Source organism: Clostridium sp., from assembly GCF_016650035.1.
Classification (GTDB): Bacteria; Bacillota; Clostridia; order Clostridiales; family Clostridiaceae; genus Clostridium_AD.
The window spans coordinates 1-16,328 of record NZ_JAENWM010000030.1; the positions used below are offsets into that span (position 1 = coordinate 1).

Annotated in this window: 15 protein-coding genes; 10 read left to right on the plus strand and 5 right to left on the minus strand. The window is 33.0% G+C overall.

What is annotated here, in order from left to right:
• Positions 1-234, minus strand: a 234-nt coding sequence (locus JJD95_RS08970) for a transaldolase family protein (RefSeq protein ID WP_291634931.1), incomplete at its 3' end; no start/stop codon positions are given.
• 16 nt (positions 235-250) lie between these two features.
• Complete coding sequence (locus JJD95_RS08975; RefSeq protein WP_291642514.1) at positions 251-1,117, minus strand: sugar nucleotide-binding protein; 867 nt, start codon at positions 1,115-1,117, stop codon at positions 251-253.
• A 330-nt stretch (positions 1,118-1,447) separates the two neighbouring features.
• On the opposite strand from JJD95_RS08975, the gene JJD95_RS08980 reads away from it, so the two are divergent.
• On the plus strand, positions 1,448-2,833 hold the full coding sequence (locus JJD95_RS08980) for a sodium-dependent transporter (protein ID WP_291642516.1): 1,386 nt from the start codon (positions 1,448-1,450) through the stop codon (positions 2,831-2,833).
• Positions 2,834-2,931: 98 nt separating this feature from the next.
• On the opposite strand, the gene JJD95_RS08985 is transcribed toward JJD95_RS08980, so the two are convergent.
• The gene (locus tag JJD95_RS08985; protein ID WP_291642518.1) at positions 2,932-4,155 is read right to left on the minus strand and encodes a M20/M25/M40 family metallo-hydrolase; all 1,224 of its coding nucleotides are present in this window, start codon (positions 4,153-4,155) and stop codon (positions 2,932-2,934) included.
• Between the two features lie 314 nt (positions 4,156-4,469).
• Here JJD95_RS08985 and JJD95_RS08990 point away from each other — a divergent pair, with 314 nt between their 5' ends.
• The 7 genes from JJD95_RS08990 to JJD95_RS09020 all read left to right on the plus strand — a co-directional run bounded on the left by JJD95_RS08990 (position 4,470) and on the right by JJD95_RS09020 (position 11,751).
• The gene (locus JJD95_RS08990; RefSeq protein ID WP_291642520.1) at positions 4,470-6,053 is read left to right on the plus strand and encodes an ABC transporter substrate-binding protein; all 1,584 of its coding nucleotides are present in this window, start codon (positions 4,470-4,472) and stop codon (positions 6,051-6,053) included.
• A gap of 83 nt (positions 6,054-6,136) precedes the next feature.
• Positions 6,137-7,141, plus strand: a complete 1,005-nt coding sequence (locus tag JJD95_RS08995; RefSeq protein ID WP_291642522.1) for an ABC transporter permease — start codon at positions 6,137-6,139, stop codon at positions 7,139-7,141.
• A gap of 13 nt (positions 7,142-7,154) precedes the next feature.
• Positions 7,155-8,054: a nickel transporter permease gene (nikC, locus tag JJD95_RS09000; RefSeq protein WP_291642523.1), complete on the plus strand. Its 900-nt coding sequence runs from the start codon at positions 7,155-7,157 to the stop codon at positions 8,052-8,054.
• Positions 8,055-8,066: 12 nt separating this feature from the next.
• The gene (locus JJD95_RS09005; RefSeq protein WP_291642525.1) at positions 8,067-9,044 is read left to right on the plus strand and encodes an ABC transporter ATP-binding protein; all 978 of its coding nucleotides are present in this window, start codon (positions 8,067-8,069) and stop codon (positions 9,042-9,044) included.
• Positions 9,045-9,046: 2 nt separating this feature from the next.
• Positions 9,047-10,009, plus strand: a complete 963-nt coding sequence (locus JJD95_RS09010) for an ABC transporter ATP-binding protein (RefSeq protein ID WP_291642527.1) — start codon at positions 9,047-9,049, stop codon at positions 10,007-10,009.
• A gap of 231 nt (positions 10,010-10,240) precedes the next feature.
• Positions 10,241-11,383 (plus strand): cation:proton antiporter, encoded by a 1,143-nt coding sequence (locus JJD95_RS09015; protein ID WP_367114796.1) that lies wholly within the window; start codon positions 10,241-10,243, stop codon positions 11,381-11,383.
• A gap of 17 nt (positions 11,384-11,400) precedes the next feature.
• Positions 11,401-11,751: a hypothetical protein gene (locus tag JJD95_RS09020; protein WP_291642529.1), complete on the plus strand. Its 351-nt coding sequence runs from the start codon at positions 11,401-11,403 to the stop codon at positions 11,749-11,751.
• 74 nt (positions 11,752-11,825) lie between these two features.
• Here JJD95_RS09020 and JJD95_RS09025 read toward each other — a convergent pair whose 3' ends face one another.
• Positions 11,826-14,054 (minus strand): FtsX-like permease family protein, encoded by a 2,229-nt coding sequence (locus JJD95_RS09025; RefSeq protein WP_291642531.1) that lies wholly within the window; start codon positions 14,052-14,054, stop codon positions 11,826-11,828.
• Positions 14,054-14,752, minus strand: a complete 699-nt coding sequence (locus JJD95_RS09030; RefSeq protein WP_291642533.1) for an ABC transporter ATP-binding protein — start codon at positions 14,750-14,752, stop codon at positions 14,054-14,056. Before JJD95_RS09030 ends, JJD95_RS09025 begins: the two co-directional genes overlap by 1 nt.
• Positions 14,753-14,946: 194 nt before the next feature.
• Here JJD95_RS09030 and JJD95_RS09035 point away from each other — a divergent pair, with 194 nt between their 5' ends.
• A complete protein-coding gene (locus tag JJD95_RS09035) occupies positions 14,947-15,570 on the plus strand; it encodes a TetR/AcrR family transcriptional regulator (RefSeq protein WP_291642535.1) in 624 nt (207 codons plus the stop codon).
• A 101-nt stretch (positions 15,571-15,671) separates the two neighbouring features.
• Positions 15,672-16,304, plus strand: coding sequence for a flavodoxin family protein (locus tag JJD95_RS09040; protein ID WP_291642537.1), 633 nt, complete (start codon positions 15,672-15,674; stop codon positions 16,302-16,304).
• Positions 16,305-16,328 lie beyond the last annotated feature (24 nt).

The following is a 16,328-nucleotide window of genomic DNA, read 5'->3' on the forward strand; positions in this document are numbered from 1 at the left end:
TACGCTATTTAAATATTCTGCTTCTTCCACCATTTTTTCAGCAGTTAAGCTAACAGCTTGAACATGAAGCATTGACTCATTACCTATAATTTTTCTGATACCTTTTAAAATATCTAAAAAGCTTTTGTTTTCTTTGGAAATAATTGTTGGATTAGTAGTAACACCAGCCATAGGGTACAAGTTGTAAGCCCTTTCTATAGCCTCTAAATTTGCAGTATCAATTATATATAACATAATTATCTCCTTTGGTTTATAAATTTATTTTAAATTCACTTAAGCATTTTTTAATTCCATCTGTTGACTCTGAAAACTCTAAACCATAGCTTTTAATTTTATCAGTACATAACCTTACATCTCTATTATGTTCTTTATATTTTTCTGTGTCTGCTTCTAATAATTCATTAATTCTATGTTCTAAACCAACTTCTTTAAATATTAAAGAACATATATCATAACGGCTTAAAGTATTATGACTTCCTACATGATAGATGCCATAAGGAATTTCAAATATCATTGGAAATTGGTCTATAACTTCATGAACATAAGTTAGGCCTCTATACTCGTTTGTTGTAACCAATGCTTTTTTGCCTCGTAAAATATCACTTAAGGTACCCCAAAGTATATTAGGAGACATACCACAATTTCGCTCAGGAACACCAAAGAGCCAAGTAAATCTTACAACCCAAAGTTCATCTAACACTTCTTTTAATAAGCCTTCAGCTTCAAGTTTATTTTTTCCATACATTGTATCGGGACAAGGTGTAGATTCTTCTGTATATGGACCACTTTCAATATTGCCATTAAAAACCTGCTCAGTGCTAAGAAAAATCATTTTTGCATGTACTTGTTTACAAGCTTTTGCAACGTTTAAAGCTCCAGTAACATTAATTTTATATGCGAGGTCTGGATTTTTGTCACAAAATTCTGTACTTGCTTTGGCCGCTGCATGAATAACATAGTCAGGATTAAAGTTTTTAATAGTTCCATTTACCTGTTCTTCATCAGTTACGTCAAGCATTGATGAACTAGCTGAGAGAATTTCGTAAGTGTTCTTATACCTCTCTACAAATCTAGTACAAAAGAAACCATTTCCACCTGTTAATAATATTTTTTTCATTTTTACACCTCATCTTTAAAATTTTTAGTTCTCTAATTACAAAACAAAACAAAACCACAGCACATTAAGACCATTATATCTCATTTCAGTTGTTATTTTTTTATATTTTCATATAAATATTTTCTAAGAATGATATTCTAAGAATGATATTCTAAGAATGAGTGAGAGAACAAGAGTACCTTATAATATAGGGATGAAGGAATGAAATTAGGACTTTTCAAAAGGTTGACAGGTACAAATGTAAACGATATACTAACAATGGATGATGTCGTTTTTTGAATTAAATTGCAGAATTCTAATTGATTTTATAACTTAGTAGGGGGTATGTTCATGAAAAAAACAAATGAAAAGCCGAAAAGAGAACAGTGGAGTTCAAAAACAGGATTTATACTTGCTGCTGCTGGATCTGCAGTTGGCCTTGGGAATCTTTGGAAATTTCCTTACACCGCAGGTAGTAATGGTGGAGGGGCTTTTGTCGTAGTTTATATTGTAATGCTTTTTTTAGTTGGGTTTACTTTAATGATGGCGGAGCTTGTACTCGGTAGACATACACAGCTAAGTGCAGTAGGTGCTTATAGGAAAGTTAAGGAAAAATGGGCATGGGTTGGATTTATAGGAGTAGGGGCATCATTTTTAATATTATCATTCTATAGTGTTATTGGTGGATGGGTATTAAAGTATATTGTTACAGCATTTTCAGGTGGATTTAATACATCAGACCTTGGCGCACTTGAAGGTATATTTACGACCTTCATAGGAAGTCCAGTTCAGCCAATTATTTACCATGGTATATTTATAGCATTAACATTATTAATAGTTATGGGTGGTGTTAGTGGTGGTATCGAAAAGTTTAGTAAAATTTTAATGCCATCATTATTTATAATGATGATTGTGATTATGATTAGATCCGTTACACTTCCAGGTGCTATGGAAGGTGTTGAATTTTTATTAAAACCAGATTTTTCTAAAATTGACAGCTCTGTTATATTAGCAGCAGCGGGGCAGGTATTCTTTTCCCTAAGCCTTGGTATGGGTGTTATTATTGCATACGGTAGTTATCTTTCGAAAGATGATAATCTTGTAGAAAGTGCTTTTTTTATTCCAATGATTGATAGTATAATAGCAATAATTGCAGGACTTACAATTCTACCAGCAGTATTTGCTTTAGGATTTGACCCAGCTGGTGGGCCTGGACTTCTCTTCATAACATTACCAGGTGTATTTGCTAAGATGCCTTTAGGCTCTTTCTTTGCTGTGTTATTCTTCATATTAGTCTTATTTGCTGCTATTACATCTTCGATTTCACTGTTAGAGTCGGCGGTAGCAGTATGTATTGACGAATTTAAATGGGAACGTAAAACTGCAACAATTGGACTTGCAATTCTTGCCTTTCTTATTGGTATACCTTCGTCATTAGCTAATGGACCTATTATGTCGGATATGGTATTTATTAGAGGTCTTAATTTCTTTGACTCAATGAGCTATCTTGCAGAAAGTATCCTTCTACCACTTGCAGGATTACTGTTAAGTATATTCATCGGATGGGTATGGGGCATAGACAAAGCTATAGCTGAAGCTACTAATGACGGAAAAGTAAAATTTGGGCTTGCCCATTTTTGGGGATTCCTTATTAAGTGGGTGGTTCCAGTTGCTGTATTTGTAATTTTATTACAGAGTACTGGCATATTAGATTGGGTTTTATCTGTTATTAAATAGTATGAATTTGTATAATATAAAAAAGTCAACCTGTAAAAGCTTTTACTGGTTGACTTTTTTTTGACCAATAAGCCATTATCATAGCATGCTTTTGAATTTTACTCCGTAAGTACTTTGACTAAAAAGTCATAGATAATGTCTGCTGTTTTTTTAATAGAACTTATGGTAGCATATTCATCAGGACCATGAATATGTTCACCTTCAGCACCGAAAATTATTACAGGCGCATTTAACCTTGAACCTAAGTGGTTAAAATCACCTATGCATTGAAAATAAGAGATACTTGCGTCGCAACCACAAACATTCTTTATTGATTGTAAGAAGGTAGCGACAAGGCAATTTTGTTGTGGTACTATATATGGCAAATAGCCTGGGTTACCGTCTGAAGGGGCATCTCTAAAAGTAATTTTATAAGTGCTTTTAATATTTGTTTTTTTTATTGCACTAATTATATAACTTTCTATCTTTTCTTCATCTTCTCCCATGACAACGTGCCAAAACAGTCTAACTTTAGCATAATCCGGAACACTGCAGGCACCGCCATCGCTTTCTACTGCAATGACACATGCAATACCTTTTCCTAAAAATAATCCTTCAACATAATCGATTTTTTCTAATTCACATATGAATTTTGAAGCATCAACTGCTGCATTGATACCTGATGTTGGTAGCGCCGCATGGCAAGCTTTACCGAAGAATTCAACCTCAAGACTATAGCCACCTCTTGCCCCAAGAGATACATCTGGAAAAGAACGATTATTGAAACCCGCGCTTGGCTCAGTACTGATTATAAAATCCACGTCTTTAAGTAATCCTTCTTCAATTAATGCATTTGTTCCAAGACCGTAAGGGCCTTCTTCATCAGAAACAAATGTTGCAATAATCTTCCCTTTAAAATCTTTGTAAAGTCCATTAAACTTTCTGAGTGCAAGCATAGAAGCACAACAACCGGATTTCATATCAAGAGCACCAAGTCCATAAATTTTATCACCTTCTAAAAGTCCAGTGTAGGGGTTTTTGGACCACCCATTAGAAAGATTAACAGTATCTAGGTGACAATTTATACATATAATAGGGCCATCACGCTGGCCAGTAATTTCACAGATAACATTTTTGCCCATGAAATTAGTTATTTTTGACTCATGGTATAAATGAAGGAACGCTTTCATATGATTATTAATAATCCATTGGTAGGTAAAATCCATAATGCTATCTTCAAAAAAATAGGGACTTGGTATGTAGATCAATTCTTTCATTAATTTAATTGCTTCAAATGTTGTGATTTCGTCATAGGATGCAGTCTCTTCAGTTATTTTGGTCATACAGAAATCTCCCTAAAATTGCTTTCAATATATGGTATGTTTAAACAATGAAAATAAAACCAATGTGTAAAGAATATAAATACAATAATTTGAATCATGCATTAATAATGAAGAATATTGAATAAATTAAATCATAAAAATAATTTTTATGATTTAATTCATGTCGTATACAGTATTGTTTAATGAAAAAATGATTTTTGTTAAAAAAAAACTTGCATTTATTTGACTATAATGATAATATAGTTAACAATTAATACATAATATTAGGGGGTTATTTGTTAAGGTAAAAACACATTCAAGGGGGGCAAATTAATATGAAAAGAAAATTTATTGCTATTATGCTGACAGGAGCGCTTGTATTAGGTACTGTACTTACAGGTTGTGGGAGTAGTGCATCAAATAATGCAGCAAAGCCTGCAACAGAAGATACTGCAACAACAAAGACATTAGTTTATTCTCAAGGAGCAGATCCCAGAGGGCTCGATCCTGCCTATGTTGACGATGGTGAGTCTGCAAAGGTTATATCTAATGTTTATGAAGGTTTAATCAAATACAAAGATGGATCCACGGAAATTGAACCTTGTCTTGCTCTAGACTGGGAAATTAGTGAGGATGGAAAAGAATATACTTTCAATTTAAGACAAGATGTAAAATTTCAAGATGGAACACCTTTTAATGCAGATGCTGTGATATTTAATGTTGAAAGACAACTTCCTCCAAAGGCAACAGATGATATGCCGTATGCATCTTTTACCTATGGACAAGTAGCTAAAATTGAAAAAACTGGAGATTATTCAGTTAAGTTTACATTGACAAGTAAATACACACCGTTTTTAGCAAATCTTGCGATGTCTCTTGCAGCTCCAGTTGTAAGCCCAACAGCAGTAGCAAAATTCGGTGATAAATTTATTGAAAATCCGGTTGGAACAGGCCCATATTCTTTTGTGTCTTGGGATAAAAATCAATCATTGAAACTTACGAAATTTGATGGATATTGGGGAGATAAACCAAAGGTGGATAACGTAGTATTTAAATTTACAAAAGAAAATTCAGTTCGTGCCAGTGATTTAATGACCGGTGGAACAGATATAATTGACGGAGTTGATCCTAATGATATTGAAAAATTAAAATCTGAAGGTATGGAAATATACCAAAGTGATGGAATGAATATTAATTATATGGCATTTAATTGTTCAAGAGAACCATTTAATGATCCTGCGCTTCGTGAAGCTATTTCTCATGCTATTGATAGAGAAGAATTAGTTAAATATTTATATCAAGGATATTCAAGTGTAGCAAACAGCCCACTTCCAACGTTTATACCTGGTTATGACAAGGATGTTGAGCCATATAATTATGACGCGGATAAAGCAAAACAAATGCTTAAAGATGCTGGAAAATCAGACCTAGAGGTTAAGATTATTACTTATTCTAATCCTAGACCTTATAATACAGTTGGCGGACAAAAACTTGCAGAATCAGTTCAAAACTACCTAGCAAAAATTGGAGTAACTGCAACAATAGATTCTTACAATTGGACTGATTATAAAGGAAAGCTTGCGAATGGAGAAGGAGATATATTCTTCTATGGTTGGACAGGTGATAATGGTGATGCAGATAACTTCCTTTCACTATTCGATTCAAATGAAATTAAATCTACTTTGAATTCAGCTCAATATTCTAATCCAGCAGTTGATGCGCTACTTTTAAAAGGTAGAGAACTGGAAAACGGAGAGGAAAGAAATAAAATTTATAAAGAACTTCAAGAGATAGTTGCAAAGGATGCACCATGGCTTCCAATATCTCATTCACAAGCACTTGCAGCCTATTCACCTAATGTTACTGGCTTTAGTATGCATCCAACTGGATCAGTATTCTTTAGCGGTGTTGATAAATAATTCTATTTTAGAACAATTTTTAGGTGGAATATCGTATCATGCGGTCTTCCACTTTTTTTTTAGATTTAAAGAGGAGGGTAACCATGGTTAAATATATTATTAAACGACTGCTTTTACTGATACCAGTTATTATTGGAGTATCAATGCTTGTTTTTTTGGTTATGCACATGTTTACCACTGATCCAGCTGCCACAATTCTTGGGCAGCATGCAAAGCAAGAGCAGATTCAAGCTCTAAGAGAACAACTCGGACTTAATAAGCCTATTTTTGTTCAATATTGGGACTTTTTAAGAGGAATACTTCATGGAAATTTTGGGGATTCACTTATGACAAAAACTCCAGTATGGGATGAAATAATGGCACGTTTCCCAGCTACAATTGAACTTGCATTAGCTGGTGTTATATTTGCTTCTATTATAGGGGTATTTATGGGTGTTATCTCTGCAATAAAACAAAACTCAATTGTTGATTATGTCTGTATGGTAATATCCCTTCTAGGAGTATCCATGCCAATATTTTGGTTAGGACTAATTTTTATATTAGTTTTTGGAGTTCAACTTCAGTGGTTACCAGTATCGGGTAGAATAGACATTGGCCTGGAACCAATTAGAATTACAGGACTATACTTATTTGATTCTTTAGCTTCTGGCAATATGCCTTCGTTTTATAGTGCTGTAAGACATCTAATTATGCCAGCAGTAGCCCTTGGATCCGCATCTACTGCTATTATTGCAAGAATGACTCGTTCTACCATGCTTGAAGTTGTTAGACAGGATTATATAAGGACAGCCAGAGCAAAGGGTCTTTTAGAAAGACCGGTTATTTTTGGACATGCACTTAAAAATGCCTTGATTCCAATTATAACAGTAATAGGACTTCAGCTAGGCACCTTGCTTGGTGGAGCAGTATTAACAGAAACTGTATTTTCATGGCCAGGTGTTGGTAAATACGTAGTACAAGCAATTTTAGTCACAGATTATCCTGTGGTGCAAGGTACAGTAATGATGATGGCAGTAATTTTTGTGCTTGTTAATTTAATCGTAGATATAATTTATGCGTTTATAGATCCAAGAATTAAATATTCTTAAAGGAGTGAAATAAATGACAACTAAAAATTTAAATGAAAATGAAGAAACACAACTTGAACAAGCTCCTAAAGAAGAATCTAAACTTGGAAATGCATGGTACATGCTTAAGAAAAATAAAGCAGCACTTGTAGGACTTATAATAATAACAATCCTTTTGATCATTGCCATTTTTGGACCCTTAATTATGCCTTATAAACCAAACATAGGAGAGTTATCACAAAGCCTTCAAAAACCATCTTTTGCTCATTGGTTTGGTACGGATGAACAGGGCCGTGATATTTTAAGTAGGATAATAGACGGTACTAAAATATCTTTAAGAGTTGGTGTTACAGCTGTTGCAATAGCATTATCTATAGGAATTGTTGTAGGCTCCATTGCAGGGTATTATGGTGGTAAAGTAGACATGTTAATCATGAGATTTATGGATATTATGCTTGCATTTCCATCATTATTACTTGCAATTGCATTCATGAGTGTATTAGGTAAAGGTATAGATAACGCTATAATTGCAATAAGTATTGTTACCATTCCTGAATACGCTAGAATTGTTCGAGGCTCGATATTGTCAATTAAAGATAGTGAGTATGTTCAAGCTGCAAGAGTTATCGGGAATAGTGATGTAGCTATAATATTTAAACATATTTTGCCTAACGTAATTTCTCCTATAATTGTGCGTGCGACTCTTGGAGTATCTAATGCTATTTTAGATACGGCGGCTCTTGGATTTTTGGGACTTGGAGTACAACCTCCACAAGCAGAATGGGGAAGCATGCTGGGAGCAGGGCGTGGTTATTTTTATAATGCACCTCATATAATTCTTTTTCCAGGTATTGCTATAACTATAACTGTACTAGCTTTCAATCTATTTGGTGATGGACTACGAGATGCACTAGATCCAAAACTTCATCAATAAGGGGGATACATAATGTTATTAGAAGTTAAAAATTTACGAACACAATTTAGAGTTAAGGGTGGACTAGTTAATGCAGTAGATGGTGTGGATTTTGAAGTAGATAAGGGTGAAATACTAGCCATTGTTGGCGAGTCTGGTTCAGGCAAAAGTGTAACCTCCCTTTCGATTTTGAGCCTTATACCAAGTCCCCCTGGCAAAATTATAGGTGGAGAAATTTTGTTTAAAGGTGAAGATTTGTTAAAGAAAAGTAATAAGGAAATGCAAGATATAAGAGGAGATAAAATATCTATGATATTTCAAGAACCCATGACTTCTTTAAATCCTGTAGTTACCATAGGAAAGCAAATATCAGAAACTATAATTAGACATAAGAAGTTAAAAAAGAAAGAGGCTACATTGGAGGCAATTAAGATGCTAGAGCTTGTAGGTATTCCAACTCCAAAGAAGAGAATAAATGATTATCCACACCAATTAAGTGGTGGTATGAGACAAAGAGTAATGATTGCTATTGCGCTATCGTGTAATCCAGAATTGCTTATTGCAGATGAACCTACTACAGCACTTGATGTTACTATACAAGCCCAAATACTAGAATTAATTATAAGCTTAAAAAATAAACTTAATACTGCGATTCTTTTAATTACCCACGATCTTGGTGTAGTAGCAGAAACAGCAGATAGGATTGCGGTAATGTATTGTGGTAAGCTTGTTGAAAAAGCAACTTCGCTTCAGCTTTTTGAAAAGCCTTTACATCCCTACACCGAAGGGTTATTGCTTTCTATACCTAAGGTAGATGAAAAGGTAGAAGAGTTATTCATGATTCCAGGAATGGTACCTAATCCACTTAATATGCCAAAGGGATGTCCCTTTAGTGATAGGTGTAGTAAATGTATGGATATTTGCAAACAAAAGGAACCAGCACTTGTTGAATATGAGGGTAGAAGTGTTCGTTGTTTTTTATACAGTGATAAACAGGAAGGACAGGTGTAAATATGGAACCATTAATACAAGTTAAAAATTTAAAAAAATATTTTCCTGTACAATCTGGTGTATTTGGTAAAACTACAGATTATGTTAAGGCTGTTGACGATATATCATTTAATATTTTTAAGGGTGAAACCTTAGGACTCGTTGGGGAATCTGGTTGTGGTAAATCAACTACTGGTAAAATGTTAGTTAATTTACTTTCTCCAACCTCAGGACAGGTGATTTTTGAAGGACGCGATATTGCAAAGTTATCAAAAAAAGAGCAAAAGGGTATGAGGAAAAATATTCAGATTATATTTCAGGATCCTTACTCTTCACTTAATCCAAGGATGAACATTGGGGATATAATAGCTGAACCTATGAAGGTGAATAAAACAGAGAAAAAAGGGGATATAGAAAAAAGAGTGCTTTCACTTTTGAATTATGTGGGACTTGCTAGTTTTCATAGAAATAGATATCCACATGAATTTAGTGGTGGTCAAAGACAAAGAGTTGGTATTGCTAGAGCTCTTTCTTTGAATCCTAAGCTTATAGTTTGTGATGAACCAGTATCTGCTCTAGATGTTTCTATACAGGCTCAGGTACTAAACTTGCTTCATGATTTGCAAAAAGAATTTGATTTGACTTATCTATTCATTGCCCATGGACTAAATGTAGTGAAACATGTAAGTACAAGAGTTGGCGTAATGTATCTAGGAAAGATGGTTGAAATTGCAGATGGAGATATACTTTATAATGGACCTAAACATCCATATTCACAGGCTCTACTTTCAGCCATTCCAATTCCAGATCCAACTAAGAAGAAAAACAGAATAATATTAACTGGAGATGTACCAAGCCCAATTAATCCACCTTCTGGCTGTAGTTTTCATACTAGATGTTCTAAATGTACAGAGATTTGCACAAGAGAGGAGCCTAAATTTGAAGACTTAGGTGGAGGACACAAGGTAGCTTGCTTCCATTTATAAATTTACAAAAATAGACAACTAAATGTTGTCTATTTTTACGTTGTGTATAGCATTATTACATATGAGTCTAATAAACTCTTATCAGCTAAGTTTATAGGGATAATACCTTATATTTAAAGATATATAGGTATTTACATATAGATATGAAAGTAATATTATAGATGGTATGGGTTTAAAAAAAGGAGGTGCATTATTATTAATATAAATGCTTTTATAAGTTTAGGTACAGCATTGATTGTAGGTATTATATTTGGTAAGATAGTAAATAAATTCAAAATACCGTCCGTTGCTGGTTACATAATTGCAGGATTAATTCTTGGAGTTTCGGGATTTAATATTGTTAATCCTGATATGATAAATAAGCTATCATTTGTTAGTGATTTTGCATTAGCAATTATTGCTTTTAAAATCGGAAGTGAACTAGAAGTATCAGTTATTAAAAAACTAGGTAAGTCTATTTTCATAATTGCAACATGTGAAGCTCTAGGGGCTTTTTTCTTAGTTACAATTGCAATGTATTTTTTAACACATAGTATAGCGATTGCTCTAATACTTGGTGCGGTAGCATCTGCAACTGCTCCAGCTGCTACAGTAATGGTTTTAAAGGAATGTAAAGCTAAAGGGCCATTAACTAGCACACTCCTTGGAGTTGTGGCCGTGGATGATGCAATCTGTCTTATGATATACTCTGTCGCATCGTCAATAGCAAAGGTTTTTATAAAACATCAACAAATAACAGTTTTTAAGGTTCTTGTACATCCAATAGCAGAAATTGTATTATCACTTGGATTAGGTTGCGTTTTAGGAATAGCACTATGCTATTTACTTGCTAACTGTCGCAATAAAGAAGAAGATCTTGGCTTCGTAGCAGGAACATTATTATTATTAATCGGTATTTGTACAATATTTGACCTATCTTCGCTACTTACAGCCATGACATTGGGTACAATAGTAGCTAATGTATCATCTTACAGCAGAAAAGCATTCTTTAATATAGATACTTTTTCGCCACCTATTATTGCTGCATTCTTTATATTAGCGGGTTGTAGATTAGATATTGCACTATTACCACAAATCGGCTGGATAGGCGTTGCTTATTTCATTTTTAGGATGATTGGTAAAATCTCTGGTGCGTCGCTTGGTGCAACATTGTCAAAAGCACCTGAAACGGTTAAGAAGTATATAGGTTTTGGACTGCTTTCACAAGTCGGTGTTGCTATTGGACTCGCTATTACGGTAAGTAAAGAATTTAGTGGTACGCCACTCGGTTCTACTGTAATAACAATACTTTTAGCTACTACAATTGTTACAGAGTTAGTTGGACCAATACTAACTAAAAATGCTATAATAAGAGCTAAGGAATCTAATATTTAATTAAGGAGAGATAACATATGTATGCAGTTTTTATTATATTGAGTAACATTAATAAATTAGATGATATTTCTAAGGTGTTTTATGAAAATGGTTGTGGTGCTACAACTATAGATAGTGAAGGACTAGGTAGTGTATTACTTGAAAACAATATTGATATTCCAATATTTGCAGGTATAAGAAGACTGGTTGAAGGAACTAAGCCTTTCAATAAAACTATAGTAAGCGTAATAGAAGGAGAAACTAAACTTAGATTAGTTGTAGATACAATAAGTAAAGATTTCACAGAAGAACCTGGTACTGGTGTTATGTTTGTAATGCCTATTTTAGAATCTTATGGAGTTAAAAATGAAGCGTATGAAACACATTAGAAAGTAGCTAGACTATAGAAAAAAACATCCCATACATAAACCTAGGTTTATGTATGGGATGTTTTTTTCTGTCTCTACTCTCTTTTTTCCTTTAAGCTATCGGCCATTGACACACTGAGTACCTTTCTCCTGTTTAAAGCCTTTGATATCTCATAGGTTATTAGAATTATTATAAAACCAATTAAAATATTTATATTGTTTAATTTAGTGGGTATAGTTATATTCATCTCTTTAGTCATTGTATTAAAAAAGCTTTTGAGTGTCATTAGTATAAGTGGCACTGATATTATATATCCTAAGATAACAAGTATAATGTTGCTACCTAATATAAGCGAAAAGACTTCTTTTTTTGTGTACCCAAGGATCCTAAACATAGAAATATTAGCCTTATTCTCCTCTATTAATAAGGAAGTAACTACATAAAGTACTATTAAACCAATAATAAATGCAGTAGCAGCAATTCCTCCAATCATATAGTTCATTGGTTTAAGCAGTGCGTTGTAGCCATCTATTGCATCTTGGCTGTTAGTCTCTGATATAAGCTTATCTTGTGATATATTAAGTTTTTCCATAGAATCTAATTGAAGGTAACTATTTTCAGGATAGCCATTCAAATTATTGAACTTCGTTAAGGGCATATATATTATGTCCCCAATATAGGTTTTTGCAATTTTATCTATTTTAATTGTAAACTCCTTTGAATTCACTTTATTTTTAACCTTTATGCTATCGCCTTCCACAAGATTGTATTTATCACTCATGGATTTAGTTATTATTATATTATCAAAATTAATAGCATTATTATTTTCATCTACTAAGGTAATTAACTTTGAGTCACTTTCAGCTCCATAAATTATGAAATTCTCATCTTTGTTATTAAACTGGGAGGTAAAAGTGGATAGGGATCTTTTTTCACCGGATTTTATATCTCGAACTTGAAGTGAATTAAAGGTATATTGATAATTATATTTGTAAATGTCCTGATAACTGCTATTTACCATGTAATTCATAGAGTCCTTGGTAGCAAAGCCAAGAAGAAGTAACATTGAGGCAAAAGCTACCCCAAGCAGCATAAGTAGGGTTCTAGGCATACTTCGTACTATTTCTCTTATTTTAAACTTTGTATTGAACTTGAATCTATCCAATTTAAGATTCTTTTCAATGAAGTTTACCTTTGTTTTGTTTGTTCCGCCGTGCATAAGCTCTAGTGGCGATAATTTAAGTGCGCTTTTAATAACTATATAAGTTACTGGAATTAAAAATACAAAGGGAAGTAACAAACTTATAATAGTGTATTTTGCATCAAAATTAATAACGAGCACTGGAAGGTTATAATAACCTGAAACTACTGAAAGTAAGGGTTTTACAAGAAAACTCCCTATTATAGTTCCTGCGATACTCCCAATAGAGGAAACAACTAATGAATATCTAAGATAATGGGACATTATTTCTTTTTTTGTGTACCCAAAGGAGTACAATGTTCCTATAATTAAAAATTCTCCTTTAAGAAGTCTTGAAAGAACAACAGATATAAGTACACAGGTTAATAGAAGAATAGCTATAGGCATATATTTACCAACAGCAACACCGCCATTCAAATCACCATCTATAAATGAAATCCTGTTATTATCTTTTTTGCTTATCCATTGAATCAATATATTATCACTATTTAAGTTCGTCTTGAATTCATCAATGTTTTCCTTATTAAATTTAACGCTATAGTAGGTTAGAGGTGTTCCGATTTTTTCAATATCTGAATTTGACACTACTGCTACCCCAAAGGCCTTTGGATTTTTTAAAAAATCGTTCTCGGATTTTAGTGGGTATACATAATCAGGAGTTGTCATGTAACCTACTATTTTGAAATTTGTATCATTTATATTCAAATTATCATTAATTAATAGCAAATGAGCATTGGCAAAGCCTTTATCAATTAATATTTCATTTTTATTCTGAAGAGTCTTGCCATCTATAATAGCATATTTATCTATTTTTTCTGTGCTTTGAAGTACTCTTAAAACGGATTTACTGTCATAATTGTAGTCTACTGATTTTCTCTCTTCCAATAACAAATCATATTTGTTTTCCAATTCATTAATGTTTTCTAAAGGTTTCTCAGCAATAAAACTGGCATCTTCTAATTTGTTTTCTACTCTGAAACTATTAAGATTATCAAGTACACCTACCATGGCAATATTAAAAGAACTGTAAAGCATGCAGCCTATTATAATAAGTATTATACAACCTACATATTGAGATTTATGTTCATACATAGTCCTCTTTACTTTTTTATTTAATATCATTACCATTCAACCCTTTCTGCAGGCAATACCGCATCATTTATTCTGTTTTCACTCACTGCTCCTGATCGAAGCTTTATTATTCTATTTGCTATTCCGCTAATTGCTGTATTATGAGTTATTATAACCACCGTAGTATTAAACTTTCGGTTTACTTCTGTAAGCAATTTTAGAATCTCTTTTGCGGTGGTGAAATCTAGTGCTCCTGTAGGCTCATCACATAACAATAATTTAGGATTTTTAACTAAAGCTCTGGCAATAGAAACTCTCTGCTGTTCCCCTCCACTCAATTCCCTTGGAAATCTATTCTTAAACTCACTCATACCTACTGAAGCTAATACCTCGTCTATTTTCAGTGGGTGCTTACTTATATTGGAAGCAACTTCTACATTTTCATATACGGTTAAGTTAGGTACTAGATTATAAAATTGGAATATAAAGCCTAAAGAGTTTCTTCTGTACAGAGTTAATTTATAATCACTTAACTTAATTATATCTACTCCATCTACAATTACATTTCCAGAGTCTACATGGTCTATTCCACCGATTATATTAAGAAGTGTAGATTTACCTGAACCAGAAGGGCCGAGTATTACTACAATTTCACCTTCTTCTATACTTAAATTCACGTTCTTTAATGCCTTAAAGGCAACATCGCTTGTTTTATAAGATTTGTCTACATTGTTAACTTCGATAAACATAATATTCCCCCTATTTTAAATTAAAACATTTATTTTGTAGTGAGTTCATATTTGGAGTGTATTCACATTGTAAATCTAATGATTTTTTTTGTCAATTGTTAACTTAATTAAGTAAAATATATAATCTTGTTTTATACTAGATGTATGCTAAAATATATATATTAGAAATTTTATAAATTATGTGAGGTGTTTTGATGGCTGGACTTAGGGAGAAACAAAAAAAGGAAAAAGAATATCGTATAATAAAAGCCTCACTGGAGTTATTTACTTCCAAAGGTTTTAATGAAACTACTATGGAAGAAATAGCAGAAAAAGCAGAGGTTGGTGTTGGCACTCTTTACAACTACGTAAAGTCTAAAGGGGATCTATTACTACTTATTCTAACAGATACAACTGATGATTTATATATAGAAGCAGAAAAGATTATTGAGAATCCAAAGAGCGATGTAGTAGAAACATTGGTGGATTTACTGGAAATTTATATGCAAGGCCTATTTTTATCAATGCCACAAAATTTGTTTAAAGACATTTTAGCTGTAATTTTTTCACAACAATATGATAAATCTAATTTTGGAAAGTTAATGAAATTAGATTATAAATTAATGAATCAAGTTAAAGATCTTTTAAATGTTTACATAGAAAAGGGACTAATTGACTCTAATGTAAATACTGAAATATTATCTTTTAATATATATTCCATACTAATAATGCAATTTATGGGTGCTCTGATGCAAGATCCTATTCCCTTAGAAATGCTGAGTGAGGTTATGAGAGCTCAAATAACGCTACTTTATAATGGGTTCAAACCAGTCACATAGGGCGCACATCAGGTTTTCCGTCTTTTGTTGTAGCTAAATAAAATGGGGTTTCAAAAGTGTTTGAGTCAAGATGAAAATAATTCGACGAAAGAAGGTATAATATGATACTAGGAATAGGCGCAAGTGGAAGAAAAGATATGATAACTAGTAAAACTGTAAAAACCATTTTGGAGGCTAGTGGACTAGAATATGAATTCATTTCATTAGCAGGGAAAAAAATTAATGGTTGTATTGGATGCACTCAATGTGATTCAGATAATACTTGTAAAGTTAAGGATGATTGGAATGAAATAGGTGAAAAAATGAGAAAGGCTGATGCCATTGTCTTTGGTGCACCTGATTACTATGGTACAATAAACGCTCTTGGACATGCGTGCTTAGAGAGGACTTTCTCTTTTAGGCATAGAGGAGGATTTAGTTTGGAAGGTAAATATGGCATATCAGTTAGTGCGAGTTATTCTGAAAAGGGAAACGAGGCTGTTCATTCAATTATTAAGAAGTTTATGTTATCTAATAGGATGATAGTTATAGATTCTGTATCCGCTGAGGGATATTCTCAATGTTACAATTGCAATTATGGTCATATCTGTAGTGTAGGAAATGTGGTTAAAGATAATGGTTATATAGATAAAATTGAAAAGAAACACTGCCCCCCTTGCTTTGAAGAACAAAATAAGGCTAATTCTGAGGCCTATAGAGTTGGAACTGTATTGGGTGAATCATTAAAAAAATAATATGTTAAATCGGAAAGAATAAAG